This window comes from Pseudomonas sp. MF6767, from assembly GCF_016405475.1.
Lineage (GTDB): Bacteria > Pseudomonadota > Gammaproteobacteria > Pseudomonadales > Pseudomonadaceae > Aquipseudomonas > Aquipseudomonas paracarnis.
In genome coordinates, this window is sequence record NZ_JAEKCY010000006.1 from 254,107 (window position 1) to 279,309 (window position 25,203).

30 protein-coding genes are annotated in these 25,203 nt (G+C 61.5%); 14 read left to right on the top strand and 16 right to left on the bottom strand.

Annotated elements, in window-relative coordinates; genetic code table 11:
- Positions 1-56 precede the first annotated feature (56 nt).
- From JFT58_RS12895 to tusD, 5 genes are read right to left on the bottom strand one after another with little or no spacing between them, the layout of a single operon-like run.
- Positions 57-1,058, bottom strand: a complete 1,002-nt coding sequence (locus JFT58_RS12895) for a glycosyl transferase family protein (RefSeq protein WP_034127873.1) — start codon at positions 1,056-1,058, stop codon at positions 57-59.
- A complete protein-coding gene (locus JFT58_RS12900) occupies positions 1,055-1,390 on the bottom strand; it encodes a TusE/DsrC/DsvC family sulfur relay protein (RefSeq protein WP_054898294.1) in 336 nt (111 codons plus the stop codon). The genes JFT58_RS12895 and JFT58_RS12900 overlap by 4 nt, the downstream gene beginning before the upstream one ends.
- The gene (gene tusB, locus JFT58_RS12905) at positions 1,387-1,665 is read right to left on the bottom strand and encodes a sulfurtransferase complex subunit TusB (protein WP_054898293.1); all 279 of its coding nucleotides are present in this window, start codon (positions 1,663-1,665) and stop codon (positions 1,387-1,389) included. Before tusB ends, JFT58_RS12900 begins: the two co-directional genes overlap by 4 nt.
- On the bottom strand, positions 1,665-2,015 hold the full coding sequence (gene tusC, locus JFT58_RS12910) for a sulfurtransferase complex subunit TusC (RefSeq protein ID WP_054898292.1): 351 nt from the start codon (positions 2,013-2,015) through the stop codon (positions 1,665-1,667). Before tusC ends, tusB begins: the two co-directional genes overlap by 1 nt.
- A gap of 1 nt (position 2,016) precedes the next feature.
- A complete protein-coding gene (gene tusD / locus JFT58_RS12915; RefSeq protein ID WP_054898291.1) occupies positions 2,017-2,409 on the bottom strand; it encodes a sulfurtransferase complex subunit TusD in 393 nt (130 codons plus the stop codon).
- Positions 2,410-2,566: 157 nt separating this feature from the next.
- Here tusD and JFT58_RS12920 point away from each other — a divergent pair, with 157 nt between their 5' ends.
- Positions 2,567-3,742: a CaiB/BaiF CoA transferase family protein gene (locus JFT58_RS12920; RefSeq protein ID WP_054898290.1), complete on the top strand. Its 1,176-nt coding sequence runs from the start codon at positions 2,567-2,569 to the stop codon at positions 3,740-3,742.
- Between the two features lie 93 nt (positions 3,743-3,835).
- Here the strand turns inward: JFT58_RS12920 and JFT58_RS12925 are convergent, their stop codons facing one another.
- A complete protein-coding gene (locus JFT58_RS12925) occupies positions 3,836-4,330 on the bottom strand; it encodes a SprT family zinc-dependent metalloprotease (RefSeq protein WP_003192067.1) in 495 nt (164 codons plus the stop codon).
- 128 nt (positions 4,331-4,458) lie between these two features.
- Positions 4,459-5,061, bottom strand: coding sequence for a Yip1 family protein (locus JFT58_RS12930; RefSeq protein WP_014718889.1), 603 nt, complete (start codon positions 5,059-5,061; stop codon positions 4,459-4,461).
- Positions 5,062-5,423: 362 nt separating this feature from the next.
- Between JFT58_RS12930 and ttcA the strand changes: the two genes are divergently transcribed.
- Both ttcA and JFT58_RS12940 read left to right on the top strand, forming a co-directional pair.
- A complete protein-coding gene (gene ttcA / locus JFT58_RS12935) occupies positions 5,424-6,248 on the top strand; it encodes a tRNA 2-thiocytidine(32) synthetase TtcA (RefSeq protein ID WP_014718888.1) in 825 nt (274 codons plus the stop codon).
- Positions 6,249-6,315: 67 nt separating this feature from the next.
- Positions 6,316-6,987, top strand: a complete 672-nt coding sequence (locus JFT58_RS12940) for a DNA-3-methyladenine glycosylase I (RefSeq protein ID WP_054898289.1) — start codon at positions 6,316-6,318, stop codon at positions 6,985-6,987.
- 130 nt (positions 6,988-7,117) lie between these two features.
- Here the strand turns inward: JFT58_RS12940 and JFT58_RS12945 are convergent, their stop codons facing one another.
- Genes JFT58_RS12945 through arsC form a run of 3 tightly spaced genes read right to left on the bottom strand, consistent with a single transcriptional unit; the run spans position 7,118 to position 8,470 of the window.
- Positions 7,118-7,522, bottom strand: a complete 405-nt coding sequence (locus JFT58_RS12945) for a DUF2069 domain-containing protein (protein ID WP_054898288.1) — start codon at positions 7,520-7,522, stop codon at positions 7,118-7,120.
- Positions 7,506-8,120, bottom strand: a complete 615-nt coding sequence (gene wrbA, locus JFT58_RS12950) for an NAD(P)H:quinone oxidoreductase (RefSeq protein ID WP_014718885.1) — start codon at positions 8,118-8,120, stop codon at positions 7,506-7,508. The genes JFT58_RS12945 and wrbA overlap by 17 nt, the downstream gene beginning before the upstream one ends.
- The gene (gene arsC / locus JFT58_RS12955) at positions 8,117-8,470 is read right to left on the bottom strand and encodes an arsenate reductase (glutaredoxin) (RefSeq protein WP_054898287.1); all 354 of its coding nucleotides are present in this window, start codon (positions 8,468-8,470) and stop codon (positions 8,117-8,119) included. The genes wrbA and arsC overlap by 4 nt, the downstream gene beginning before the upstream one ends.
- A 115-nt stretch (positions 8,471-8,585) precedes the next feature.
- Here arsC and JFT58_RS12960 point away from each other — a divergent pair, with 115 nt between their 5' ends.
- Entirely contained in the window at positions 8,586-9,047 is a 462-nt protein-coding gene (locus tag JFT58_RS12960; protein ID WP_003192057.1) for a TlpA disulfide reductase family protein, read from the top strand.
- Positions 9,048-9,739: 692 nt separating this feature from the next.
- Here the strand turns inward: JFT58_RS12960 and JFT58_RS12965 are convergent.
- The 4 genes from JFT58_RS12965 to JFT58_RS12980 all read right to left on the bottom strand — a co-directional run bounded on the left by JFT58_RS12965 (position 9,740) and on the right by JFT58_RS12980 (position 14,557).
- The gene (locus tag JFT58_RS12965; protein WP_054898286.1) at positions 9,740-10,144 is read right to left on the bottom strand and encodes an META domain-containing protein; all 405 of its coding nucleotides are present in this window, start codon (positions 10,142-10,144) and stop codon (positions 9,740-9,742) included.
- Positions 10,141-10,581 (bottom strand): hypothetical protein, encoded by a 441-nt coding sequence (locus tag JFT58_RS12970; RefSeq protein ID WP_003192054.1) that lies wholly within the window; start codon positions 10,579-10,581, stop codon positions 10,141-10,143. Before JFT58_RS12970 ends, JFT58_RS12965 begins: the two co-directional genes overlap by 4 nt.
- Before the next feature lie 71 nt (positions 10,582-10,652).
- Positions 10,653-11,642 carry a 2-hydroxyacid dehydrogenase gene (locus tag JFT58_RS12975; protein ID WP_054898284.1) on the bottom strand — a complete coding sequence of 330 codons (990 nt, stop codon included), beginning with the start codon at positions 11,640-11,642 and terminating at the stop codon, positions 10,653-10,655.
- 161 nt (positions 11,643-11,803) lie between these two features.
- On the bottom strand, positions 11,804-14,557 hold the full coding sequence (locus JFT58_RS12980) for a response regulator (RefSeq protein ID WP_054898283.1): 2,754 nt from the start codon (positions 14,555-14,557) through the stop codon (positions 11,804-11,806).
- A gap of 205 nt (positions 14,558-14,762) precedes the next feature.
- Here JFT58_RS12980 and JFT58_RS12985 point away from each other — a divergent pair, with 205 nt between their 5' ends.
- The gene (locus JFT58_RS12985; RefSeq protein ID WP_034127860.1) at positions 14,763-15,491 is read left to right on the top strand and encodes a response regulator transcription factor; all 729 of its coding nucleotides are present in this window, start codon (positions 14,763-14,765) and stop codon (positions 15,489-15,491) included.
- Positions 15,478-16,836, top strand: coding sequence for a sensor histidine kinase (locus tag JFT58_RS12990; protein ID WP_054898282.1), 1,359 nt, complete (start codon positions 15,478-15,480; stop codon positions 16,834-16,836). Before JFT58_RS12985 ends, JFT58_RS12990 begins: the two co-directional genes overlap by 14 nt.
- A gap of 3 nt (positions 16,837-16,839) precedes the next feature.
- Here JFT58_RS12990 and JFT58_RS12995 read toward each other — a convergent pair whose 3' ends face one another.
- Positions 16,840-17,355, bottom strand: a complete 516-nt coding sequence (locus tag JFT58_RS12995) for a DUF2062 domain-containing protein (protein WP_003192045.1) — start codon at positions 17,353-17,355, stop codon at positions 16,840-16,842.
- A gap of 135 nt (positions 17,356-17,490) precedes the next feature.
- Between JFT58_RS12995 and JFT58_RS13000 the strand changes: the two genes are divergently transcribed.
- The 8 genes from JFT58_RS13000 (at position 17,491) to murB (ending at position 24,346) form a co-directional block, all read left to right on the top strand.
- Positions 17,491-19,716, top strand: coding sequence for a DNA internalization-related competence protein ComEC/Rec2 (locus JFT58_RS13000; RefSeq protein WP_229999415.1), 2,226 nt, complete (start codon positions 17,491-17,493; stop codon positions 19,714-19,716).
- A gap of 108 nt (positions 19,717-19,824) precedes the next feature.
- Complete coding sequence (locus JFT58_RS13005) at positions 19,825-20,460, top strand: MotA/TolQ/ExbB proton channel family protein (RefSeq protein ID WP_034128146.1); 636 nt, start codon at positions 19,825-19,827, stop codon at positions 20,458-20,460.
- The gene (locus JFT58_RS13010) at positions 20,457-20,885 is read left to right on the top strand and encodes an ExbD/TolR family protein (protein WP_014718877.1); all 429 of its coding nucleotides are present in this window, start codon (positions 20,457-20,459) and stop codon (positions 20,883-20,885) included. Before JFT58_RS13005 ends, JFT58_RS13010 begins: the two co-directional genes overlap by 4 nt.
- Positions 20,885-21,895, top strand: a complete 1,011-nt coding sequence (gene lpxK, locus JFT58_RS13015) for a tetraacyldisaccharide 4'-kinase (RefSeq protein ID WP_054898279.1) — start codon at positions 20,885-20,887, stop codon at positions 21,893-21,895. Before JFT58_RS13010 ends, lpxK begins: the two co-directional genes overlap by 1 nt.
- A gap of 24 nt (positions 21,896-21,919) precedes the next feature.
- Entirely contained in the window at positions 21,920-22,105 is a 186-nt protein-coding gene (locus tag JFT58_RS13020; protein ID WP_003174668.1) for a Trm112 family protein, read from the top strand.
- Positions 22,102-22,866, top strand: a complete 765-nt coding sequence (gene kdsB, locus JFT58_RS13025) for a 3-deoxy-manno-octulosonate cytidylyltransferase (RefSeq protein ID WP_054898278.1) — start codon at positions 22,102-22,104, stop codon at positions 22,864-22,866. Before JFT58_RS13020 ends, kdsB begins: the two co-directional genes overlap by 4 nt.
- Positions 22,866-23,330, top strand: coding sequence for a low molecular weight protein-tyrosine-phosphatase (locus tag JFT58_RS13030; protein WP_054898277.1), 465 nt, complete (start codon positions 22,866-22,868; stop codon positions 23,328-23,330). Before kdsB ends, JFT58_RS13030 begins: the two co-directional genes overlap by 1 nt.
- Positions 23,327-24,346 (top strand): UDP-N-acetylmuramate dehydrogenase, encoded by a 1,020-nt coding sequence (gene murB, locus JFT58_RS13035; protein ID WP_054898276.1) that lies wholly within the window; start codon positions 23,327-23,329, stop codon positions 24,344-24,346. Before JFT58_RS13030 ends, murB begins: the two co-directional genes overlap by 4 nt.
- Before the next feature lie 70 nt (positions 24,347-24,416).
- Here the strand turns inward: murB and JFT58_RS13040 are convergent, their stop codons facing one another.
- On the bottom strand, positions 24,417-25,088 hold the full coding sequence (locus JFT58_RS13040; protein WP_003192030.1) for a Bax inhibitor-1/YccA family protein: 672 nt from the start codon (positions 25,086-25,088) through the stop codon (positions 24,417-24,419).
- Positions 25,089-25,203 lie beyond the last annotated feature (115 nt).

Consider the following 25,203-nt stretch of genomic DNA (forward strand, 5'->3'; position numbering starts at 1 on the left):
CAGTCTAAAGGGATGAGTTCGAACTAAAAGCGCAAAAAACCGGCGTGAATGATCGATTAAATCGATTTATCCCGTGCGTCCCAGTACTCCTGGGCCAACTCGAACGCCTGCTGCCGCGGGTGACCAAGGCCGCGCAGGGCTAACGCCATGGTGGCGATCAACGCCAGTTGCGGGTAGCTGTCCTCAACGTCGCCGCGCCACAGTGCTTTTAGGTGCTCGGGCTCAAGCGTTGCCGGCTTGACGTGGCGCTGGACGGAAAGGGCGGGCCACTCTTCGTCCCAGCTCTGGCCGCCAGTGGTGCCATAAAGATGACTGACGGTGTCGGGGTTGATTTCGATCTCGCCGCCGTCGCCCTTGACCACAATCACGTTGTCACCCAGCAAGCCACTGGCATCGCGATGCACGCCCTGGTAACCGGGGTGGAAAATGCTTTGCAGGCCACAGCGCGCATTCAGCGGGTTGAGCAGGCGCGCCAGAGAGTGGATAGGCGAACGCAGGCCCAGAGTGTTGCGCAGGTCAATCATGCGTTGCAGCTGTGGCGCCCAATCACCCAGCGGGATAAACGCCAGGTTGCCGTGGGCAAAGGCGCTTTCGACCTGTTGCCAATCGCGGCACAGCGGGATCTGCAAGCTGTCCAGCAATTGCTCGGTGTACAACCGCCCCGCAGTGTGGGCGCCGCCGCCGTGCATCAGGATGCGCACGCCGTTCTGTGCCAGGCATTTGGCTGCCAGCAGGAACCACGGCAGGTGGCGCTTTTTACCGGCGTAGGTGGGCCAGTCGATATCGACGTTCAGCGCTGGCGCGTGCAGGCGCTCACGTACGGCTTCGGTGAAACCGGCGAGTTCTTCCGGGCTTTCTTCCTTGTGGCGCAGCAGCATCAGGAAGGCGCCGAGCTGGGTGTCCTCGACTTTTTCGTCGAGCAGCATGCCCATGGCTTCCCGCGCTTCCTCGCGGGTGAGGTTGCGCGCGCCACGCTTGCCTTTGCCGAGGATGCGCACGAACTGCGCAAAGGGATGCTCTTGGGGCGTTACGAGAGTCAGGGGGGCAAAGTCGGTCATAAGCAATTCGTCGGCCTGGGCAGGCCCGCCAGCTTGGCGGCGAGTTTGGCGGGAGTGCCGTTGAACAGTTTGTTGAGGTGCAGGCTGTTGCCCTTTTCCGGGCCCAGCTTCAAGGTGGTGTACTTGATCAGCGGGCGCGTGGCGGGGGACAGCTGGAACTCGGTGTAGAACTGGCGCAGCAGGGTGAGGATTTCCCAGTGTGCCGGGGTCAGCTCCAAGGCTTCGGCAGCGGCCAGGGCATTCGCCACTTCATCGGACCAGTCGTTGAGGTCGACGAGATAGCCGTCCTTATCCAGTTCCAGGGTGTGTGCGCCGACGGTCAAGGTGTTCATAGCCAGGTGTTGACCTTGTCGTAGTCGATCGACAGTTGCACGAAGCCTGGGTAATCGACGCTGTCAGCCCAGTCGGGCAGCGGCAGGTTGCGCGCCTGCATGTCTTCGGCCAGCACAAACACCTTTACGCCTTTGGTTTGCAGGGCGGGCGTGTGCAGGCCGTAGGCTCCGTCGCCGCACAGCAGGATTGCGTCCTCGGCGCCACAGATGCGCAGGCAGCTATCGAGGCGGCTGTCGGTAAACGGGGAATGAGACACCACATGTAGAGTCGACATCAGAGGGTAATCACCTGGTCGTAACGGTCAATCAGTTGGGAAATGGCTTGGCTGTCGAGCACCTGTGCGTTGGCGGGTGGCGGCAACCCGCGTGCGGAAAGACTATGGCTGCACGCGAACACGTCATCAATGCCGAACAGGCCCAGGGCCTGCAGGTTGGCACTCAGGTCTTTCTGTTGCACGGCCTTGGCCGCTTGGTTCGGCGCCAGTTGGAACACACCGTCATCCAGGAACAACAGGCCAATGGGCAGATCGAACGCGCCACCGGCCAGCACGATATCCAGTGCTTCCCGCGCACTCGGCCCGGACCACGGGGCCTGGCGGCTGATCACCAACAAGGATCTGGGCATGTCACGGCCCTCCAAAACAGATCAGGCGGTCGGCGTCCTGGATCGCGTCATGCAACTGCCCAAGGCCCGATAACGCCCAGGGTGCCTCCAGATTCACGGCGCTGCGTTGATAGCGCGTAGCCTCTTCGGCATTCAGCACACCACGGCGCAAGGCGGCGGCGATGCACACCACACCGTCGAGCTGGTGCTGGCTGACGAACTCGCGCCATTGGCGCGCAATGTCTGGCTCGTCCTGGGGCGCAACGACGTTACTGGACGCGCTGTACACGCCATCCTGATAAAAAAACATCCGCACAATCTCATGCCCGCCGGCCAACGCCGCCTGTGCGAACAACAGGGCGCGGCGCGAGGAGGGCGCGTGGGCGGCGCTATACAGTGCAATCGCGAACTTCATGGAAGACTCTGCCAACAAACGTCGGCCAATGATAAAGCCGCCGCCGCGAAAAAGCCCGCCGTGATCAAAACGGTCACTGTGGTTGATCGTTCTGACGATTGCCGGCAGGCGCCAGGCTGCCTAGTCTGTGGGTATTCGCAACCCAACTGGAGTCCCCATGTCAGGTCCCTTGGCGTCCCTTAAAGTGCTGGATTTTTCCACCTTGCTGCCCGGCCCGTTTGCCTCCCTGATGCTGGCGGACATGGGCGCCGAGGTGCTGCGTATCGAATCGCCCACGCGGATGGACCTGTTGCGTGTGTTGCCGCCCCATGATCGTGGCACCTCGGCCAGCCACGCCTACCTCAATCGCAACAAGCGTAGCCTGGCCCTGGACCTCAAGCAGGCCGAGGCGCTGGAGATTGTGCGTGAGTTGGTCAAGGGCCATGACATCCTGCTCGAGCAGTTCCGCCCCGGTGTCATGGCGCGCCTGGGCCTGGGCTATGAGGCGCTGAAGGCGATCAACCCGCGGCTGATCTATGTGTCGATCACCGGCTACGGCCAGACCGGCCCCTATAAGGACCGCGCCGGGCACGATATCAACTACCTGGCGTTGGCCGGCGTCGCCAGCCATACCGGGCGCCAGGACACCGGCCCGTTGCCCCTGGGCGTACAGCTGGCGGATGTGGCGGGCGGTTCACTGCATGCCGTGGTGGGCTTGCTGGCGGCGGTGATTGCCAGGCAGCAGAGCGGGGTGGGGCAATACCTGGATGTGAGCATGACCGATTGCTCGTTCAGCCTGAACGCCATGGCTGGGGCCGGTTATCTGGCTTGCGGGGTCGAGCCTGGGTGGGAGAACCATGTGCTCAATGGCGGGAGTTTCTATGACTATTACCGCACGCGCGATGGGCGCTGGATGTCGGTGGGCAGTTTGGAACCGGGGTTTATGCAGCAGCTGTGCGCGGCCTTGGGACGCCCGGAGCTGGCGGCATACAGTGTGACGCCCGAACGGCAGGGCGTGCTCAAGCAGGCGTTGCAGGTGGAGTTCGAGAAGCGCAGTTTTGACCAGTTGTGTGAGTTGTTTGCCGGGGTGGATGCCTGTGTCGAGCCAGTGTTGAGTTTGAGCGAAGCGGTGGAGCATCCCCAGTTGAAGGCGCGGGAGCTGGTCAGCCAAGTGCCCCGGGGTGATGGCTCGACACAAGCGCAATTGGCCTGCCCGCTGAAATTCTCCGAGGGGTTGCCGGCGCCCAGGCATATTGGAGTGGCGGTGGGGGCGCACAGTGATGAGGTGCTGGCGGAGTTGGGGTTCGGTATTGAGCGGATAGAGCAATTGCGGCAGGCCAAGGTTGTAGGTTGACTGAGCCGACGCTTTCGCAGGCAAGCCAGTTCCCACATTTTGATTGTGTTCACAGATCCAAATGTGGGAGCTGGCTTGCCTGCGAAGAGGCCCTCATTCCACCCGAGTTTCCCCGGTGAACACCAACGTCTGCCGACACCGCCGACACAAATACCGCCGCCCCTGGTTCACCAGCCCATGGCGCTGCGGGGAGAACGGAAAATCACTGTCCGCACACGGGCAGCGGTAAATATAGCGAGTCACCTGTCGGCGCTTGACCTCGTAGGTATGGCAACGGTCGGGCGGCAGTTCGTAAACCCCGCGCATGATCAGCTGCCATTCCTCGCCATGGGGCTGGATACGCTCGCCAAACAATTGGTGGGCAATCAGGTGTGCCACTTCGTGGGCCACGGTCTGCTTGAGAAAGTGTTGGCTGTTTTCACGGTACAACTGAGGGTTGAAGCGCAGCAGGTTCTCGTGCAAATGCGCGACACCGGCTTTCTGGCCCCGCAGCTTGAGGCTGACCTGGGGGCGTTTGAAGCTTCGTTTGAAAAAGGATTCGGCTTGCAGGAAACAATCTTCGACGCGGGTATTGAGTTGCTCGGGCATGCTGTACATATCTCCAGAGACGCCCAGTATGCCGCAAAGCTGGGTGTTTCCGAATCTGTCAGGCGCCGAATGGTCATGCATAACGCACAAAGCCACCTTGCGGTGGCCTTGCCTGCGGGGTTTTTCGTTCAACTGGTGTAGATCGGCCCGACGCCCAGGCCCCAGACGATCACGGTAAAGGCCATGATCGCTACCAGCACCACCAGGCCGACGGCCAATACCGAGCTGGAAAACAGGAAGCCTTCATCCGGGTCGATACTCATGAAGGTCGGCAGCCCCACATACAGCAGGTACACCGTGTAGCAGATCGCCGCCGTGCCCACGACCATGCCCAGCCACATATGCGGGTAGAGCGCCGCCAGCCCGCCGATAAACAAGGGTGTGGCGGTGTAAGTGGCAAATGCCACGCAGCGGGCCATGCTTGGGCTGGCGTCGTAGGTGCGGGCCATCCAGTGAATGAACGCGCCCATCACCGCCACGCCGCACAGCATGGCCGCGTAGGACATGAGAGTCATCCACAGCGCGCTTTCCTGGGTCAGCATCACCGGGGCACGGTTGCCGATGACCCAGCCGACTTGAGTGGTGCCAATAAAGGCTGAAATGGCGGGGATCGCCGCGAGAATCAGGGTATGAGTGAGGTACATGTGGCTGATGCTTTCTTCTTTATCGCCACGGATTTCCCGCCATTCCTGGTCGGGATGGGTAAACAGCCCCACGACGTGATGGATCATGCCAGTCACTCCTGTCGTTATTACCATCGCCCCCCATCGGAGCGCCCACGGGCCATATGGCCTGAAAGGTCTGGATAGATGTGCGACCTCAAGTCGCAGTATAGAAAGGGATGACCGGAATAACCGTAGGGCCTTTAGAGCAAATTGCGCTGTAAACAGGGGGGCTAATCGCGGTGTGGTCTGTCTGAGTTCATGGGATCCAGTGTGGGAGCTGGCTTGCCTGCGATGGCGGCCTGTCAGGAACAGAGATGTTGACTGGCACACCGCTATCGCAGGCAAGCCAGCTTCCACATTGGATCTGCGCCAGTCTTACCGGTAAAATGCTGCGCTTTTCGTCACACACCTTTGCGGATCCAAGCGCCATGGGCACTCTTACAGTCAACCAGAACAAACTGCAAAAACGCCTGCGTCGCCTGGCCGGTGAAGCGGTCGCCGATTTCAACATGATCGAGGATGGCGACAAGGTCATGGTCTGCCTCTCCGGCGGCAAAGACAGCTACACCATGCTCGACGTGTTGCTGCACCTGCAAAAGGTCGCGCCAATCAAGTTCGAGATCGTGGCGGTCAACATGGACCAGAAGCAACCCGGTTTCCCTGAGCATGTGCTGCCGGCCTATCTGAAAGAACTGGGCGTCGAGTATCACATCGTCGAGAAAGACACCTACTCGGTGGTCAAGGAATTGATCCCGGAAGGCAAGACCACCTGCTCGCTGTGCTCGCGCCTGCGCCGTGGCACGCTCTATACCTTTGCCGATGAGATCGGCGCGACCAAGATGGCCCTGGGTCATCACCGCGATGACATCGTCGAAACCTTCTTCCTCAATATGTTCTTCAACGGCTCGCTCAAGGCCATGCCGCCCAAGCTGCGCGCCGACGACGGACGCAACGTAGTGATCCGCCCGCTGGCGTATTGCAACGAGAAGGACATCCAGGCTTACTCCGATTTCAAGCAATTCCCGATCATCCCGTGCAACCTGTGCGGCTCCCAGGAAAACCTGCAGCGCCAGGTGGTCAAGGAGATGCTGGTGGACTGGGAGCGCAAGACCCCTGGGCGTACCGAAAGTATCTTCCGCAGCCTGCAAAACGTGATCCCGTCGCAATTGGCCGACCGCAACCTGTTCGACTTCACCAGCTTGAAAATCGATGAGACCGCCGCATCGCGTTTCGTCAATGTAGTGAACCTCTGAGTCTTCCCGAGGCTCTAGTACACGGCGCTTGCGGGCGCCGTTTTCAATTCGACTGACAGGAGAGGGCATGCGCGATTACAAGTGGCTGCACGAATATTGTCTGAACCGCTTCGGTTCGGCGGCCAAGCTGGAAGCCCATCTGCCGGTGCCCAAGACCCCGGCGCAATTGCGCAAGATAGCGGATGACCGTTACCTGTCGACCTTGGCGCTGCGAGTGTTCCGCGCCGGTTTGAAGCACAGCGTGGTCGATGCCAAATGGCCGGCGTTCGAGCAGGTGTTCTTTGGCTTCGACCCGGAAAAAGTCGTGCTGATGGGTGCCGAACACCTGGAACGGCTGATGCAGGACACCCGCATCATCCGCCACCTGGGCAAGCTCAAGAGTGTGCCGCGCAACGCGCAGATGATCCTGGATATCGAGCAGGAGAAAGGCAGCTTCGGCGCGTTTATCGCTGATTGGCCGGTGACCGATATCGTCGGGCTCTGGAAGTACCTGAGCAAGCACGGCCACCAGTTGGGCGGCCTGTCGGCGCCTCGCTTCCTGCGCATGGTCGGCAAGGACACCTTTGTACCGAGCGATGACGTGGTGGCAGCGTTGAATGCGCAGAAGATCGTCGACAAGGCGCCGACCAGCCTGCGCGATTTGGCGACAGTACAGGGTGCCTTCAACCAGTGGCATGCCGAGAGTGGGCGGCCGATGTGTCAGCTGTCGATGATGTTGGCCTATACCGTCAACCATTGATACTGATCGTTCCCACGCTCCGCGTGGGAATGCTGCCCAGGACGCTCTGCGTCCCGGGCCTAGTGCAAGGGTGACGCGGAGCGTCACAGGATGCATTCCCACGCGGAGCGTGGGAACGATCAGCGATCAGTCAATCGGCCAGCCGCCGGTTCAATTGATGCCGCCAACGCACATACAGCAACGCCGTGCAAAACACCGCCAGGCTCGCCAGCATCTCCAGCGCACCAAACCACTGGCGGTTCGGGTCATACGCCGCCAGTGCGCCCTTGATGAAATACAGGTTCACCGCAAAGCACATCCACGAATGCCCGCGTGCGCTGCCCATCAGCATGCCTGGCGCAAGTATCAGCAGCGGCACCAGCTCGATCAGCAGGATGACCCACGGGCGCGCCCCATGCAGGTCGGCGACCAACAGGTAGTACACGCACAACAAGCCCACCAGGCCCAAGAACGCCAGCAGGCTCAGCGCGCGTGCCACCTTGACCCGTGGCTCCAGCCACTCCCGTGGCGGCAGGACCTTAGGCTTCCTGGCCACGGCCGTTCTCCAACAGCGTGGCGGTCTTGGCCAGGCGCAGGCCCAAGGCCCGGCACAAGGTGATTTCATGTTGATCGAGCATACGCTTGCCGTCTGGCCCGGAATGGTGGCTGGCGCCATACGGCGTGCCGCCGCCCTGGGTGTCGAGCAGCGCCTGCTCGCTGTAGGGCAGGCCGGTGATCAGCATGCCGTGGTGCAGCAGCGGCAGCAGCATCGACATCAGCGTGGTTTCCTGGCCGCCATGCAGGCTGGCGGTGGAGGTGAACACGCCGGCCGGCTTGCCGACCAGAGCGCCGGTGAGCCACAGGTTGCTGGTGCCATCGAGGAAGTACTTTAGCGGCGCGGCCATGTTGCCGAACCGGGTCGGGCTTCCCAGGGCCAGGCCCGAGCAGTGCTTCAGGTCGTCCAGGCTGGCATACAGCGCGCCCTCGTCGGGAATGCTCGGCGCCACCGCTTCGCACTCGGTGGAAATCGCCGGCACGGTGCGCAACCGCGCTTCCATGCCGCCTTGCTCGATACCGCGGGCAATCTGTCGGGCCATCTCGCTCACCGAGCCGTTGCGGCTGTAATACAACACCAGCACATAGGGCGTAGTCACGGCAGGATCTCCAGCACGTTCTCGGGCGGGCGGCCAATGATGGCTTTGTCGGCGGTTTCCAGGATCGGGCGTTCCATCAGCTTGGGATGGGCTGCGATGGCGGCGATCAGTTGGGGGTCGCTGAGGCTGGCGTCGGCCAGGTTCAGGGTTTTGTATTCGTCTTCGCCGGTGCGCAGCAGTTGGCGTGCGCTGATCCCCAGTTTTTTCAGCAGGGCCTCGATTTGCGCGGCATCCAGCGGGGTTTCCAGGTAGCGCACGACGGTCGGGGTGAGGCCGCGGGCTTCCAGCAGTTCCAGCGCACCGCGGGATTTCGAGCAGCGCGGGTTGTGATAAAGCGTCAGATCGGTCATGTGCGGGTCGCATCTTGCGTAAGGTGGCGGGTATTCTACCTGCGCTGGCGCCTGTCCTTAAACCGTAAGAGGCGATAGGCCGCAGCCAACGTTCATTTTTGCGAAGGAATACCCCATGACAAGGCGACTGATCGGTGCATTGGCGATCATCACAACCCTGCTGCTCAGCGGCTGCGGTAACGATTACGGCGTTGACCAATACGGCCAGAAAGTGGCGGCCGAACGCCTGGACAAACAGTGGCTGGTGGTCAACTACTGGGCCGAATGGTGTGGCCCGTGCCGCACGGAAATCCCCGAGCTCAATGCCCTGGCAGAACAGTTGAAAGGCCAGAATGTCGGGGTGTTCGGCGTCAACTTCGACAATGTGCAGGGTGAGGAACTGAAGGCCGCCAGCGACAAGCTGGGGATCAAGTTCACGGTACTGGCCCAGAACCCGGACGGGATCTTCGAGATTCCGCGCAGTGAGGCCTTGCCGGTGACCTACATCATCGACGACAAGGGCAAGGTGCGTGAGCAGTTGATGGGTGAGCAGACAGCGGAAGGGGTGTTGGCCAAGCTCAAGGCCCTGAAAGGCTAGAACTATGGGAGCTGGCTTGCCTGCGATGGCCATGGGTATCTACACAATTTTGGAGTGACGCTGGACCTGTGGCGAGGGAGCTTGCTCCCGTGACGGCTTGACAGCCGACGCTGATCTAACTGAGGCACGGTGATCCAAATGTGGGAGCTGGCTTGCCTGCGAAGGCGGCCTGCCAGCCGACCGGGATATTGGATTTGACCGAGTACATATCCATTATTTAGGTAACGGCCACCGATGGTTCCGCTCTGACAGCGGCTCACTTTTGAAAAGCCGGAATGCCGGCCCAGACAAAAGTAAGCAAAACGCTCTTGCCCCACCACTCGGCACCTCGCTTAGGCTCGGTGTGCCCGTAATCCGCCAGTGATTTGGGGGGCCGCCGCCACGCGCCATCCATGGCGCGGGGCGGCTAAACCGGCATCCCTGCCGGTTTACCCCCAAAATCCCTGTCGAATTCCGGCCAGCGTGGTTTGACGGGGCGCCTGAGATCAAGATTAAAAGCAGATCAAGATCAAGAGCGACTCGCTTCGCATCGTGGTTACCGTCTGCTGTTACAACCCACAAAGTTGTGTAGATACCTATGCTGCGATGGCATCGCTGCGGTGTACCTGATACGCCGCGTCGTCCGCATCGCAGGCAAGCCAGCTCCCACAGAGCCCGAGGACAACGCGTTAATACAGGAGAGTGCGCCTAGGTCAGCCTTCTTCGAGCCACAGGCGGATCGGCTTGCCTTCGGCCGGCCAGAACCGCGTCTGTTCGAGCGGCGAGATGTCCCAGCGCTGCACGCCTTGCAGGGCCTGGAAGAAGCGATGCTCTTGCTCCATCAGGGCCTCGGCGCACATTTTCCGGGTGCTGCCGACCGGGCCGAAGCTGAGCTTGTCGCCTTCGACCGTGTACGGCGCAAACCAGTGGTTACAGCCGCCATTGCCATAGGCGCGGCCATCGGCGCCCAGGGTGACGGTAAGGTGCGCGTAGTCCATCAGCGGCCGCTCACCGATCCATTCCACGACGTAGCTGTGGTCGCGCTCCAGCTTGGCGCCATCGGCGGCACAGCCTGCCAGGCCCAGGCCGATTGCGGCGAGCAGCAGCCGGCCTTTCATTGCGCGGCCTGCTGGCATTTCGGGCAGCGGTGCTTATCGCCTTCGCTGGCCCAGCCCAGTTCTTTGATACGCGCGTTGGCGGCCGGTTGCAGCGGTGCCTTGGTCAGCTTGGTTTCTACCGCGAATTCAAACTCCAGCACGGCGTCGCAGCTGTCGCAATTGACCTTCCAGGTGTGGATCTCGAGTTCGCCGAACTTCGGCCCTTGGGCCATGGCGACCCACTGGCCCGCCGGGCGGATGGAGTAGCGTGCGTCACCTTCGACGGTGAGTCGCATCGACAGGGTTTTACTGCCGCGCAGGCTGACGATCAGGACGTCGCCATGTTTGATCGAACCACCGTTGCCGGTGACCTGGTAACGGCCCGGCACCAGGGCACGGCATTCGATCAGGGTGTGTTGCGGGCTCAGCAAGCTGAAGCGGAAATCGTGTTCGGCCATGGATCCTCCAAATAGGCGCGGCATCCTATCACGGGTGCCGGCCTATCATGAGCCTGGTATGTGACCGCTGATCATCCCTCGACCAGGTTCTGGGCGCGGCCATCGGCCCACGCGGCAATGTTGGCCAATGTGGTGCCGGCAATCGCCGCCAGGGCTTCACGGGTGAGGAAGGCCTGGTGCGCGGTGATGATCACGTTGGGGAAGGTCAGCAGGCGGGCAAGCACGTCATCCTGCAGGGGCAGGTCCGAGCGGTCCTCAAAAAACAATTGGGCTTCTTCTTCGTAGACGTCCAACCCCAGATAGCCCAACTGGCCCAGCTTGAGCGCTTCGATCAGTGCCGGCGTATCGACCAGGCCACCACGCCCGGTGTTGATCAGCATCGCACCGGTTTGCATCTGCGCGAGCGAGCGGGCATTGATCAGGTGTTTGCTGTCGGCGGTCAGCGGGCAGTGCAGGCTGATGATTTGTGCCTCGGCCAACAGTTCAGGCAGGCTTACGTAGCGGGCCCCGAGGTCCTGCACCTGTGGGTTGGGGAAGGGATCGTAGGCCAGCAACTGGCAGCCGAAGCCGGCCATGATCCTGGCGAAGGTCGCGCCGATCTGACCGGTGCCGACCACGCCGACCGTTTTGCCGACCAGATCAAAGCCGGTCAGCCCGTGCAGGCTGAAATCACCGTCGCGGGTACGGTTGTAGGCACGGTGCAGGCGACGGTTGAGGGCCAGGATCAGGGCGACGGCGTGCTCGGCCACCGCGTGGGGCGAATAGGCGGGCACGCGCACGATGGTCAGGCCCAGGCCCTGGGCGGCGGGTAAGTCGACATGATTGTAGCCCGCCGAGCGCAGGGCAATCAGGCGTGTGCCGCCCTTGGCCAGTTGCTCCAGCACGGGGGCGCTGAGGTCGTCGTTGATAAAGGCGCAGACCACCTCGTGGTGTTCGGCCAGGGCCACGGTATCGAGGTTGAGGCGGGCGGGTTGGAATTGCAGTTCCAGGCCAGCCGGCAGCGGTTCGCCGAGGAAACTCTCGCGGTCGTAGGTTTGGCTGCTGAAGAGAATGACGCGCATTAAGAAGGCTCCCTGCAATTTACACATTGGAATGCTGACTGAATGTGGGAGGGGGCTTGCCCCCGATAGCGGTACATCAGCGATGGATTCGTCTACTGACACACTGCTATCGGGGGCAAGCCCCCTCCCACATTGTTGATTCGTTGCCCATGAAAACAGGGTCAGGCACTCACTCTGGCTTCACTGGCCAGCCGTGCAATCGCCATGTCCAGTTCGTCCAGCGCGGCCGTGGCCTTGGCGTCATCCTGCTTGAGCAGGGTTTCGGCGCGTTGGCAGGCTGCTCGTAATTGCGGAACACCACAGTAGCGGGTGGCGCCGTGCAAACGGTGCACACGCTCGATCAAGGCGTGGTTGTCATTGGCTTCGCGGGCGTGGGTAATTGCCAGGCGATCAGCCTCCAGGGAGGCCAGTAGCATGGCGAGCATATCAGCGGCCAGGTCGGCCTTGTTGGCGGCCAGGCGCAGGCCTTCTTCGTGATCGAGTACCAAGAGTTGCACGCCCTGGGCCGCGCCTTCGTGGGTACGCTCCGGGCCTTGGTTACGCAGCGCCAGGCCGGTCCATTTCAATACCACCTGGGCCAATTGCCGCTCGCTGATGGGTTTGGTCAGGTAGTCGTCCATACCGCTTTGCAGCAGGGCGCGTTTTTCGTTGGCCATGGCGTGAGCCGTGAGGGCTACCACCGGCAGCGGTGTGCCGTGGCGTTCGCTTTCCCACTGGCGGATCGCCTCGGTGCTCTGGCGGCCATCCATGCCGGGCATTTGCACGTCCATCAGCACCAAATCGAACGTTTCCTGCTTCACGGCGTCGACCGCCGCGTAACCGCTTTCCACCGCCTGCACCTTGGCGCCCATGTCTTCCAACAGGGTTTGCACCAGCAACAGGTTGGCCGGGTTGTCGTCCACGCACAGCACCCGTGGCGCACGGCTGGACAACGGCTCACCGGGTTCGCTGCGCGAAGGGCGCGGGCTGATCAGGTCGGCCAGGGAGCGGCGCAACTTGCGCGTACAGGCGGGCTTGGCCTGCAGTTGGCTGTTGGGGTTGGGCACCGATTGGTTGAACAGCATCTGCTCTGTGGTCGGGCACAGCACCAGCACCTTGCAGCCCAGGTGTTCCAGGTCCCACAGGTGTTGATTGAGGCGTTCGGGCGGAATGTCGTTGGCGGTGACGCCGAGCACCGCCAGGCTGATGGCCTGTTCGGTCTGGTGGGCACTGGTGATGCCGTTGGTCAGGCTTTCCAGGGTATTGAACGGCGTGACTTCCAGGCCGCAGTCTTCCAATTGATGTTGCAGGGCCTGGCGCGCCAGTTCGTGGTTTTCCAGCACGGCCACACGACGCCCCAATAGCGGCGCGGCGGGCAGGTCTTCGACGTCGTCACGGGTTTTGGGCAGGTTCAGGCTGATCCAGAATTCCGAACCTTCACCCGGCGTGCTGTCGACGCCGATTTCGCCGCCCATCTGCTCGATCAACCGCTTGGAAATCACCAGGCCCAAACCGGTACCGCCGGGCTGGCGCGACAGCGAATTGTCGGCCTGGCTGAATGCCTGGAACAGGGCGCGCACATCCTGGTTGGACAGGCCAATGCCGGTGTCTTGCACGCTGATGCGCAATTGCACGCTGTCTTCCTGCTCGTCCTCGATCATTGCCCGGGCCACAATGGTGCCTTCGCGGGTGAACTTGATCGCATTGCTGATCAGGTTGGTCAGGATCTGCTTGAGCCGCAGCGGGTCGCCCACCAACGCCAGGGGCGTGTCGCGGTACACCAGGCTTACCAGTTCGAGCTGCTTGGCATGCGCGGCGGGGGCGAGGATGGTCAAGGTGTCTTGCAGCAAGTCGCGCAGGTTGAAAGGCACGCTGTCGAGCACCAGTTTTCCGGCTTCAATCTTCGAGAAATCGAGGATTTCGTTGATGATGCCCAGCAGGTTATCCGCAGATTTTTCGATAGTGCCCAGGTAATCCAGCTGGCGCGGTGATAATTCGCTTTTTTGCAGCAAGTGAGTAAAACCGAGGATGCCGTTGAGCGGTGTGCGGATCTCATGGCTCATGTTGGCCAGGAACTCCGACTTGATACGGCTGGCTTCCAGGGCTTCCTTGCGTGCCAGGTCCAGCTCGATGTTCTGGATCTCGATGGTTTCCAGGTTCTGGCGCACGTCTTCGGTGGCCTGGTCGATGCTGTGTTGCAGCTCTTCCTGGGCATTTTGCAGGGTTTCGGCCATGCGGTTGATGCCAGACGCGAGTTGGTCCAATTCCTGGCTGCCCAAGGGTGGCAAGCGTGTTTCCAGGTTGCCGTCCTTGAGCTGCGCCACCGCTTGCTTGATCTGGCCAATCGGCGAATTGATGGTACGGCTGATACGCAGGGCGAGGGCGGCGGTGCACATCAGGCCGATGGCGATCAGCAGAAGGCTGGCGAACAGGCTGCGATAGCCGCGCAACAGCATGCCATTGTGGGACAGCTCGACTTCCACCCAACCCAGCAGGCGGTCGGCCTCATCGGGAATCAATTCGCCCGCCAGGTTGCGATGGCGGCCAAACACCGGCAGTAGATAGCGGGTGGCGTCGTTGCCGGAACGCTGTAACAGTTGCGAGCTGTTGCCGGTGGGTGGCTGGTTGAGCATGGTCGGGCCGGCATGGGCCAGGGACGCGCGGTCTGGCGCCAGGAACGACACGGCGCGCACATCCGGCTGTTCCAGGGACTGGGTGGCGATACGCTCCAGCAGGTCGGTGTCCTTGTGGCCCATGGCTGGGGCCACCAGCGGTGCCAATTGCTCGGCGATCATTTCGCCGCGTTGCAGTAGCTGGGTCTGCAACTCCGACAGCTGCATCCAGGTGAAATAGCCGCCCAACAACAGCGCCATCAGGCTGGTCGGTAATAAGGTCAGCAACAGTACGCGGCCTTTTATCCCCATTCTTCTAAGCACGCCACTCTCCTGCTACCACGTTGTTATCAATCATCCACGCCGGCATCCGGCCAGCGCCACCTGCGCAGTGTAGCCATTTGCGCGGCCTGGAATCTTGCAAATTAATGACATGCGGCAATCTTCGGGCCATTCGGCGCCGGGTGGCGATTGCCTGTGAACGTTTAATCTTGAATAATCAGTGATTGAGAATGACTTGCAGACGCTAATGACTCCCGCAGCAGTTGGCCTACCCAGTATCCTGACCATCGAAGATGACCCTGTGTTGGGCGCCTACGTGCACGAGCAACTGGGCCGCAGTGGTTTCCAGGTGACCTGGTGCCAGAACGGCCAGCAGGGCCTGCAACTGGCCCGCGCCCAGGCCTTCGACCTGGTGCTGATGGATATTCTGCTGCCGGGGCTGGACGGTTTGTCGATCCTCACTCATTTGCGCCAGAGCCACGCCATGCCCGTGATCCTGATGTCAGCCCTGGGCGCTGAAGCCGACCGTATCAGCGGTTTTCGCCTGGGCGCGGACGACTATTTACCCAAGCCGTTCAGCATGGTTGAACTGTGCGTGCGTATTGAAGCGATCCTGCGCCGCGTTGCCCTGGATCGCCGGCCCGAGCCGACGCGCGCCCCGGCACTTGAAGATGCCCGGGTGCTGCACTTTGATGATGAACGCTGCGATGTGTCCTGCCAGGACCAGTGGGCCGCGCTCACGCGCAGCGAATACCGCCTGCTGGAAACCCTGCACCGCAACGCCGAAGAAGTCCTCAGCAAAGCCTTCCTGTATCAGCAGGTGTTGCAGCGCGGTTATGCGCCCCATGACCGCAGCCTCGACATGCATGTCAGCCAGATCCGCCGCAAGCTCAAGGCCATCGGTTACATCGAGCGTGAAGTACGCACCGTATGGGGCAAGGGCTACGTGCTGAGCGGTCACGATGAAGGGCTTTGAGCGACTGCCCGGCAAGCACTCGTTGTTCTGGAAGCTGGCCTGCCTGTTGATCGCCTTCTGTTTGCTGATGATTTGGCTCAGTTGGTCGTGGGGCCGCTATATGGAACAGCAGAGCGCGTATCTGTCCGACAAGTCGCGGGAGATTCTCAATGGCTATGCCGCGGGTGCCGAACTGGCGTGGAGCACGCAAGGCAGCGCGGGCGTAGATGCCTGGCTGCAGCGGATGGCCGAGCGCGAAAGCACTTGGGTAGGGGTGATCGGTAACGACCTGCAGTCCCTGGGCAGCACGCCCTTGAGTGACAAGGAAAGCCAGCGCCTGACGTTTTTGCGTGGATTGGACTGGCCGGTCAGCCGGCATGTCATTGGTTTGCCCTGGATGAAAGTACCGTTTCCGGTCGACCCTGGCGCGGGGTCGCTGGTGATCGAGCTGCCGCAGCGCTTTATGCCTGGGCGCTATCAACTGTTCTGGCGGGTGGTCACCAATGGTGTGATCCCAGGTCTGTTTACCCTCTTGCTATGCATCGGCCTTTACCGGCTGTTGATCATGCCCCTCAATCAATTGCGCGAGCAGGCCAATGCCTGGCGTGCGGACCAACTCAATACGCGGATGTCCCTGGATGCCACCAGCCGCCAGGACGAACTGGGCGAGCTGGGCCGCGCCTTTGACCATATGTCCGAACGCTTGCAGGGCACGGTGCGTTTGCAGCAGCAGTTGCTGCGCGATATGTCCCATGAACTGCGCACACCCTTGAGCCGCCTGCGGGTAGCCTGCGACAGCGAGCAAGACCTGGCCAAGCTGCGCGAGCGCCTGGGTCGGGAAATCGACGCCATGCAGCGCCTGGTGGAAGACAGCCTGCAACTGGCCTGGCTCGACAGCGAAACTACACCGTTGCCCCAGGAAGATATTCAGCTCCAGGCCTTGTGGGACATATTGCGCGAGAATGCTTGTTTTGAAAGCGGTTGGTCCGCATCGCGCTTGCCGTGCCTGTTACCCGCGGACAGTTGGGTGCGTGGCAACCTCAATGCACTGGCCCAGGCCTTGGAAAATATCCTGCGCAACGCCATACGCCACTCGCCCCACGACGGCTGCGTGCAACTCGACGGATGTCGGGAGGGGGGCTATTGGCATATCTGGCTGCAGGATCAGGGGGCCGGGATTGCTGAGGATGATCTGGAGCGCATCTTCGCGCCCTTTACCCGCCTGGACGGCTCGCGGCCCGGCGATGGCGGTTTCGGCCTGGGCCTGAGCATTGCCCGCAACGCCGTGCAGCGCCAGGGCGGCCGCTTATGGGCGGAAAATACCGGGCGGGGTCTGCGGGTGCATTTGCGTTTGCTGGCCCGTTAGCGCTCAGCGCCGGCGCAGTTTGCGTTTTTTCCACTGGTGCGCCACCCACCAGCGCCAGTACGCCATGGTCAGGCAATAAGCCAAGGCGCCCAATACCACCCCCAATACCACCGAACCCAGCAGGAATGGCTGCCAAAGAGTGCTCAACTGGCCGCTGATCCATTCCCACGTAAGGTTATCGGGCAAGCTGCGTGGCGGCACATTCATCAGCCAGGCGCCGGTCATATAGGTACAGATGAACACCACCGGCATGGTGATGGGGTTGGTCAACCACACCAGGCTGATGGCGATAGGCATATTGCCGCGCACCGAAATCGCCAGGACCGCGGCAAGCAACATCTGCAATGGAATCGGGATAAACGCCGCAAATAAACCCACCGCCATGGCGCGAGCCACTGAGTGCCGGTTCAGGTGCCAGAGGTTGGGGTCATGCAGCAGCGTGCCAAGAAACTGTAATGACTTGTGTTCCCTGATACTGCTGGGATCGGGCATGTACCGTTTGAATAAGCGCCGGGGCATAAGGGGTCCAGGTCAATTCGAGGGGCAAGTATGCCCGGATTCTATAAACAGAAAATTCAGACTTTGTGACAAAACATCATAGGCGCTGTCGTTCAGCCGGCTAAGACTGAGTGGATCACTGGAAAAGGATGATCCATGAAGACAGGGATGTTGGCGTTGGCGCTGGGGTTGCTGGCGTTGCGTTGGTTACCGGTGTTGCCGCCTGGCGCCGGGTTGTTGGCAATGCTGGTGCTGGCCTTGATGCTGTTGCCTTTTCGGTCCTATCCCGTGGCGTTCTTTCTGGTGGGCTTGAGTTGGGCCTGTCTCAGCGCGCAGCGGGCGCTGGATGATCGGCTGCAGCCGGCCCTGGACGGGCAGACTCGCTGGGTGGAGGGGCGTGTGGTGGGCTTGCCTCAGCAGACGGGTACGGGCGTGCGCTTTGAACTGGCCGACGGCCGGTCGCGCAAGGTTCGGCTGCCCAAACGTATCCGCGTGTCCTGGCACGGCGGGCCAGTGGTGAACAGCGGCGAACGCTGGCGTTTGGCGTTGACACTCAAGCGGCCTGCGGGCCTGCTCAATTTCCATGGGGTCGACCACGAAGCCTGGCTGCTGGCCCAGCGTATCGGTGCCACCGCAACGGTAAAAGACGGAGAGCGTCTTGCACCGGCCCGCAATGCCTGGCGCGATGCTGTGCGCCAGCGCCTGATGGCGGTGGATGCCCAAGGCCGCGAGGCGGGCTTGGCGGCGCTGGTATTGGGCGACGGTTCCGGCCTGGCGCCTGAGGATTGGCAGGTGTTGCAGGACACGGGCACGGTGCATCTGCTGGTGATTTCCGGGCAGCACATCGGCTTGCTGGCGGGGTTGATCTACGGCTTGGTCGCGATGCTGGCGCGTTATGGTTGCTGGCCCCGAACCTGGCCGTGGCTGCCGTGGGCGTGCGGTCTGGCATTTGGCGCGGCGTTGGGTTATGGGCTGCTGGCCGGGTTCGGCGTGCCGGTGCAACGGGCCTGCATGATGGTTGGCCTGGTGCTGCTGTGGCGTCTGCGTTTCCGCCATTTGGGCGTGTGGTGGCCGTTGCTGCTGGCACTGAACGGCGTGCTGGTACTGGAGCCCTTGGCCAGCCTGCAGGTAGGGTTCTGGTTGTCGTTTGCGGCGGTCGCGGTGTTGCTGTTGGCGTTCGGCGGGCGCCTGGGGCCTTGGAGCGCCTGGCAGGTGTGGACCCGACCCCAGTGGCTGATTGCCATTGGTTTGTTTCCAGTGTTGTTGGTGCTGGGTTTGCCCATCAGCCTCAGCGCACCTGTGGCCAATCTCCTTGCCGTGCCTTGGATCAGCCTGGTAGTGCTGCCTTTGGCGCTGCTGGGCACGGCGCTGCTGTGGGTGCCGCTGGCTGGGGAGGGGTTGCTGTGGCTGGCCGGCGGTGCGCTGGACGGATTGTTTAAAGGCCTGGGGTTGCTGGCCGCGCAATTGCCGGCCTGGGTACCCGCCGAGGTACCTTTGGGGTATTGGTTGGTTAGCCTGGCTGGCGCGGTGATTTTGTTGCTGCCCAAGGGGTTGCCGTTCCGGGTGCTGGGCTGGCCCATGCTGTTGATGGCTGTATTTGCGCCCAGGGAGTGGGTGCCCCACGGGCAGGTAGATGTAGTGCAACTGGACGTCGGCCAGGGGCAGGCACTGATCCTGCGCACCCGTCATCATACGTTGCTCTACGATGCCGGGCCGCGCTCGGGGCCTGTCGACCTGGGCGCGCGCGTCGTGTTGCCGTCGTTGAAAAAGCTCGGGGTAGCCCAGTTGGACATGATGCTGCTCAGCCATGCCGATGCCGATCACGCGGGGGGTGCGGCGGCGGTGGCTCGGGGGGTGCCCGTCAAGCGTGTAGTGGGCGGTGAAACCGAAGGTTTGCCAGACTTTCTTGCCACCCAACCCTGTACCAGCGGCGAACGATGGGAATGGGAGGGTGTGTCATTTCAATTGTGGCAGTGGGCTGATGGGCTTGATGGCAATCCGAGGTCTTGTGTGTTGCAGGTTGAGGCCAATGGAGAACGCCTGCTGCTCACCGGTGACATTGATCGCGCCGCCGAACAGGCTTTTCTGGCCTCTTCGCTGGCGGTCCAGACCGACTGGCTGCAAGCCCCGCACCATGGCAGCCGCAGTTCGTCATCCTGGCCGTTCCTGCAGCGGTTGGCGCCCACATCGGTGTTGATTTCCCGCGGGCGCAGCAATACGTTCGGTCATCCCCATCCGCAGGTCCTGGAGCGCTACCACGTGCTGGGCAGCCGGGTTTACGACAGCGCCGAGCAGGGTGCCGTACGCCTGCGCCTGGGGGCGTTTCTGCCACCGATGGTTGCGCGCAGTCAACGCCGTTTCTGGCGCGAACCGTTACCGTAATCGCGTGTTACCAAAGACCCGAGCCGCAACAGGCGGGTGTGTAGCCGACGAACCCCGCTGTCGAACCTATATGTTAAAGTGGCGCACTTTTTCGAGGGGGCATTCACTGTGTGGGAATTGGTCAAATCCGGCGGCTGGATGATGTTGCCGATCATTCTGAGTTCCATCGCTGCACTCGGCATCGTTGCCGAACGCCTGTGGACCCTGCGCGCCAGTCGCGTCACCCCTGAGCATCTGCTGGGGCAGGTCTGGGGCTGGATCAAGAACAAGCAGCTCGACAAGCAGAAACTCAAGGAGCTGCGCGCCAATTCGCCGCTGGGTGAAATCCTCGCCGCCGGTCTGGCCAATTCCAAGCATGGTCGCGAGATCATGAAGGAGTGCATTGAAGAGGCGGCCGCCCGGGTCATCCATGAACTGGAACGCTACATCAACGCCCTTGGCACCATCGCCGCCATGGCGCCGTTGCTCGGTTTGCTCGGCACAGTACTCGGCATGATCGATATCTTCAGCTCGTTCACAGGCTCGGGCATGACCACCAACGCAGCGGTCCTGGCCGGGGGGATCTCCAAGGCGTTGATCACCACTGCAGCCGGCCTGATGGTGGGTATCCCTTCGGTCTTCTTCCACCGTTTCCTGCTGCGTCGCATTGATGAACTGGTGGTCGGCATGGAGCAGGAAGCCATCAAGCTGGTGGAGGTGGTGCAGGGCGACCGTGATGTAGACCTGGTCGAGGGCAAAGCGTGAAATTTCGCCGCAAGCAACGGGAAAATGTTGATATCAACCTCGCGTCGTTGATCGATGTGGTGTTCATCCTGCTGCTGTTTTTTGTCGTGACCACTACCTTCACCCGCGAAACCCAGTTGCGTGTCGACCTGCCTGAAGCGGTGAGTGGCTCGCCTGCCGAAGACCAGCAAGTCAAACAACTGGACATCGCTATCAGCGCCGAAGGGGTGTTTTCGGTGAATAACCAGTTGCTGGAGAAAAATGACCTTGCCAGCCTGATGGAGGCGTTGCAGAAGGAGTCTGGTGGCGACACCCAGTTACCGCTGTCCATCAGCGCTGATGGCAAAACCCCGCACCAGGCCGTGATCACCGCCATGGACGCTGCCGGCAAGCTCGGTTTCAGCCATTTGCGCATGACCACCGTCGAGGCGGCGAGCCCGCCCTGATGGCCATCTCCGACCGTTTACTCAAGGCATGGTACGAAGGTCATCCAGCACTAATGTTGCTGCGACCGCTGGAATCGCTGTATCGCTGCGTGGTTCAACGTAAGCGTGCGCGCTTCGTGGCGGGCGAGGGCGAGATTTATCAGTCGTCTGTGCCAGTGATCGTGGTGGGCAATATTACAGTGGGAGGCACCGGCAAGACGCCTTTGATCCTGTGGTTGATCGAGCACTGCCGACGCAGCGGCTTGCGCGTAGGAGTGGTCAGTCGAGGCTACGGTGCCAAGCCGCCGCAGTTGCCGTGGCGGGTCGAGGCCGGCCACAGTGCCGAGGTGGCCGGTGATGAACCCTTGCTGATCGTGCAGCGCAGCGGTGTACCGCTGATGATCGATCCTGATCGCAGTCGTGCGGTAAAGGCCCTGCTGGCCTGCGAGCCCCTGGACCTGATCCTCTCCGATGACGGCCTGCAGCATTATCGTCTGGCCCGCGATCTTGAACTGGTGCTGATCGATGCCGCCCGTGGCCTCGGTAACCGCCGGTGCCTGCCTGCCGGGCCGTTGCGCGAACCGGTGGAGCGCCTGCAGAGTGTGGACGGGGTGCTTTATAACGGTGCCCTTTCAGACCGTGAAGATGGCTTTGCCTTCCGCCTGCAGCCCACAGCGCTGGTCAACCTGCACAGCGGCGAGCGTCAGCCGGTCACCTATTTTCCGCAGGGCCAGCAGGTGCATGCGGTGGCCGGAATAGGCAATCCGCAACGTTTCTTCAATACCCTTGAAACGCTACACTGGCAGGCGTTACCCCATGCTTTTGCCGATCACGCGCCCTACAGCGCCGAGGTCTTGAATTTTACCCCGTCATTGCCGCTGGTCATGACCGAAAAGGACGCGGTGAAGTGCCGCGCCTTTGCCCAGCCCGACTGGTGGTACCTTGCGGTGGATGCGGTACCGTCGCCGGCGTTCGTCGCCTGGTTCGACACGCAGCTGATGCGTCTGTTGCCCAACCGTCTTTTGCCTTAAAACGCTTTTTTCCAGGAAACATTCATGGACACCAAACTGCTCGATATCCTTGCTTGCCCGATCTGCAAAGGCCCGCTCAAGCTCAGCGCCGACAAAACCGAGCTGATCAGCAAAGGTGCCGGCCTGGCTTACCCTATCCGCGACGGCATCCCGGTCATGCTCGAAAGCGAAGCCCGCACCCTGACCACCGATGAGCGCCTGGATAAATGACCACCGCCTTTACCGTCGTCATTCCCTCGCGCTATGCCTCGACCCGCCTGCCGGGCAAGCCGCTGCAAATGATCGGCACCAAGCCGATGATCCAGCTGGTGTGGGAGCAAGCGTGCAAGAGCAGCGCCGAGCGCGTGGTGGTGGCCACCGATGACCCGCGTATCATCGAGGCGTGCAAAGGTTTTGGAGCCGAAGCGGTCCTGACCCGCGAAGACCATAACTCCGGCACTGATCGCCTGGCCGAAGTCGCCACTCAGCTGGGTCTGGCACCCGACGCGATCGTAGTGAACGTGCAGGGTGACGAGCCATTGATACCGCCGGGCGTCATCGATCAGGTCGCTGCCAACCTCGCGGCCCATGGCGAGGCGCGTATGGCGACCCTGGCCGAACCGATCGAAGACATCGAGACGCTGTTCAACCCGAACGTGGTGAAAGTGGTCAGCGACATCAACGGCCTGGCACTGACGTTCAGTCGCTCCACCTTGCCGTGGGCGCGGGATGCCTTTGCCAAGAATCGCGACGTGTTGCCGGAGGGCGTGCCATATCGCCGCCATATCGGCATCTATGCCTACCGCGCCGGTTTCCTGCACGACTTCGTCAGTTGGGGCCCGTGCTGGCTCGAGAATACCGAGTCCCTGGAACAACTGCGCGCCCTCTGGCACGGCGTGCGTATCCACGTGGGCGATGCGTTGGAAGCACCGCCGGCCGGTGTCGACACCCAGGAAGACCTCGAACGCGTCCGTCGCCTGCTGGGCGCCTGATGGAAGTTCTGTTTGTATGCCTGGGCAATATCTGCCGCTCGCCAACCGCTGAAGGCATCTTGCGCCATAAGTTGCGTGAAGCAGGCTTGGCTGGCCAGGTTGAGGTGGCGTCTGCTGGCACCGGAGAATGGCATATCGGCAACCCGCCGGACCAGCGCAGCCAGCGTGCGGCGCTGGCGCGCGGCTATGACTTGTCGGACCAGCGTGCCCAGCAGGTTTCCCGTGCTGATTTTGCCCGCTATGACCTGATCCTGGCCATGGACAACAGTAACCTGCGCAACCTCAAAGCCATGCAGCCAGGGCAGGGCAAGGCGGAGCTGGATTTGTTCCTGCGTCGCTTTGATGGCGAAGTGGACGAGGTGCCAGACCCTTACTATGAAGGTGAGCAAGGTTTCGAACGGGTCCTTGACCTGATCGAACGCGCCTGTGACTTATTGGTGATCGAATTGAAGGGGCGGTTATGACCTTGCAAGTGCGTGCGCAGGTATCGCTCAAGCCATTCAACAGCTTTGCCATTGATGTGAGCGCGCAATTATTTGCCGAGGCCCACAGTGATGCTGACGTGCGCGAGGCCATCGCCTATGCCGCCGCACATGCGGTGCCGTTGCTGGTGATCGGTGGCGGCAGCAATTTGCTGCTGACCCAGGACGTTCCGGCGCTGGTGTTGCGTATGGCGACCCAAGGCATTCGTGTGCTGAGCGATGATGGCACGCACGTGGTGGTCGAAGCCGAAGCGGGCGAAGCCTGGCATCCGTTTGTGCTGTGGACGCTTGAACACGGCTTCTGCGGCTTGGAAAACCTCAGCCTCATCCCCGGCACTGTCGGTGCCGCGCCGATGCAGAACATCGGCGCCTATGGTGTAGAGATCAAGGATGTCTTCGCCGGCCTCACCGCCCTGGATCGCCAGACGGGCGAACTGCGGGACTTCAGCCTCGACGAATGCAAGTTCGCCTACCGTGACAGCCTGTTCAAGCACGAAGTCGGGCGTTGGCTGATCCTGCGGGTACGCTTTTCCCTCAGCCGTGCCACTCACCTGAAACTCGACTACGGCCCGGTGCAACAGCGTCTGGTTGCGCAGGGCATCACCCACGCCACGCCAAGCGATGTGAGCCGCGCGATCTGCAGCATTCGCCGCGAGAAACTGCCAGACCCGGCAGAGCTGGGCAATGCGGGCAGCTTCTTCAAGAACCCACTGGTGTCCCAGGCCCTGGCGGTTGAACTGCAAAGCCAGTATCCGGACCTGGTGGCCTACCCTCAGGCAGACGGCCAAATGAAACTCGCCGCCGGCTGGCTGATCGACAAGGCCGGTTGGAAGGGGTTCCGGGAGGGCGATGCGGGCGTGCACAAGATGCAAGCGCTGGTGCTGGTCAACTACGGCTCCGCCACCGGGCAGGAGATCGCCCAGCTGGCGCTACGCATCCAGCAAGATATCTTCAAGCGCTTCAAGGTCGAGCTGGAAATGGAACCCAATCAGTACTGAGCTTTATCTGCTCTGAAAATGAAAATGCCCCGTATCTCGCGATACGGGGCATTTTTATTGCTGCGATTGATCAGTCATCGCGGCTCATGATGCCGAAGATCTGCAACAGGCTGATGAACAGGTTGTAGATCGATACATAAAGGCTGATGGTCGCCATGATGTAGTTACGCTCACCGCCGTGGATGATGGCGCTGGTCTGGAACAGGATGCACACCGAGGAAAACAGCACAAAACCCGCGCTGATCGCCAGTTGCAGGCCGCTGATCTGGAAGAACATGCTGGCCACCACCGCCGCCAGCAACACGAAGAAGCCCGCGGTGATGAAGCCACCCAGGAAGCTCATGTCCTTACGGCTGATCAGCACGTAGGCCGACAGACCACCAAACACCAGGGCCGTCATGGCAAACGCCGAACTGACCACTTCCGCACCGCCGGCCATGCCCAGGTAACGGTTGAGGATCGGGCCGAGGATAAAGCCCATGAAACCGGTCAAGGCAAACGCCGACACCAGGCCCCAGGCCGAGTCACGCAGCTTGTTGGTCAGGAAAAACAGACCATAGAAGCCGATCAACACGACAAAGATATTCGGGTAGCCGACGCGCATCTGCTGGGCCACGTAAGCCATCACGCCGCTGAATGCGAGGGTAAGGGCGAGCAAGCCGTAGGTGTTGCGCAACACGCGGCTGACTTCAAGCTGCTCAGCCTGCGCGTTGCCATTCACTGCGTAATTCTGTTCGCGCATGGCGACACTCCTTCAGTTTTGAAACGTTCAGTCGCAAAGATCATAACAGACGCCTTGTAACAAGCGATGCAGAGAGTTTGACAGTGTGTTTCATTCGGGTATTATGGCGCCCGCT

Coding starts and splice junctions, on each gene's coding strand:
- JFT58_RS12895 (WP_034127873.1), bottom strand. CDS start 1,058: ATGACCGACTTTGCCCCCCTGACTCTCGTAACGCCCCAAGAGCATCCC.
- JFT58_RS12900 (WP_054898294.1), bottom strand. CDS start 1,390: ATGAACACCTTGACCGTCGGCGCACACACCCTGGAACTGGATAAGGAC.
- tusB (WP_054898293.1), bottom strand. CDS start 1,665: ATGTCGACTCTACATGTGGTGTCTCATTCCCCGTTTACCGACAGCCGC.
- tusC (WP_054898292.1), bottom strand. CDS start 2,015: ATGCCCAGATCCTTGTTGGTGATCAGCCGCCAGGCCCCGTGGTCCGGG.
- tusD (WP_054898291.1), bottom strand. CDS start 2,409: ATGAAGTTCGCGATTGCACTGTATAGCGCCGCCCACGCGCCCTCCTCG.
- JFT58_RS12920 (WP_054898290.1), top strand. CDS start 2,567: ATGTCAGGTCCCTTGGCGTCCCTTAAAGTGCTGGATTTTTCCACCTTG.
- JFT58_RS12925 (WP_003192067.1), bottom strand. CDS start 4,330: ATGCCCGAGCAACTCAATACCCGCGTCGAAGATTGTTTCCTGCAAGCC.
- JFT58_RS12930 (WP_014718889.1), bottom strand. CDS start 5,061: ATGATCCATCACGTCGTGGGGCTGTTTACCCATCCCGACCAGGAATGG.
- ttcA (WP_014718888.1), top strand. CDS start 5,424: ATGGGCACTCTTACAGTCAACCAGAACAAACTGCAAAAACGCCTGCGT.
- JFT58_RS12940 (WP_054898289.1), top strand. CDS start 6,316: ATGCGCGATTACAAGTGGCTGCACGAATATTGTCTGAACCGCTTCGGT.
- arsC (WP_054898287.1), bottom strand. CDS start 8,470: ATGACCGATCTGACGCTTTATCACAACCCGCGCTGCTCGAAATCCCGC.
- JFT58_RS12960 (WP_003192057.1), top strand. CDS start 8,586: ATGACAAGGCGACTGATCGGTGCATTGGCGATCATCACAACCCTGCTG.
- JFT58_RS12965 (WP_054898286.1), bottom strand. CDS start 10,144: ATGAAAGGCCGGCTGCTGCTCGCCGCAATCGGCCTGGGCCTGGCAGGC.
- JFT58_RS12970 (WP_003192054.1), bottom strand. CDS start 10,581: ATGGCCGAACACGATTTCCGCTTCAGCTTGCTGAGCCCGCAACACACC.
- JFT58_RS12975 (WP_054898284.1), bottom strand. CDS start 11,642: ATGCGCGTCATTCTCTTCAGCAGCCAAACCTACGACCGCGAGAGTTTC.
- JFT58_RS12985 (WP_034127860.1), top strand. CDS start 14,763: ATGACTCCCGCAGCAGTTGGCCTACCCAGTATCCTGACCATCGAAGAT.
- JFT58_RS12990 (WP_054898282.1), top strand. CDS start 15,478: ATGAAGGGCTTTGAGCGACTGCCCGGCAAGCACTCGTTGTTCTGGAAG.
- JFT58_RS12995 (WP_003192045.1), bottom strand. CDS start 17,355: ATGCCCCGGCGCTTATTCAAACGGTACATGCCCGATCCCAGCAGTATC.
- JFT58_RS13000 (WP_229999415.1), top strand. CDS start 17,491: ATGAAGACAGGGATGTTGGCGTTGGCGCTGGGGTTGCTGGCGTTGCGT.
- lpxK (WP_054898279.1), top strand. CDS start 20,885: ATGGCCATCTCCGACCGTTTACTCAAGGCATGGTACGAAGGTCATCCA.
- JFT58_RS13020 (WP_003174668.1), top strand. CDS start 21,920: ATGGACACCAAACTGCTCGATATCCTTGCTTGCCCGATCTGCAAAGGC.
- kdsB (WP_054898278.1), top strand. CDS start 22,102: ATGACCACCGCCTTTACCGTCGTCATTCCCTCGCGCTATGCCTCGACC.
- JFT58_RS13030 (WP_054898277.1), top strand. CDS start 22,866: ATGGAAGTTCTGTTTGTATGCCTGGGCAATATCTGCCGCTCGCCAACC.
- murB (WP_054898276.1), top strand. CDS start 23,327: ATGACCTTGCAAGTGCGTGCGCAGGTATCGCTCAAGCCATTCAACAGC.
- JFT58_RS13040 (WP_003192030.1), bottom strand. CDS start 25,088: ATGCGCGAACAGAATTACGCAGTGAATGGCAACGCGCAGGCTGAGCAG.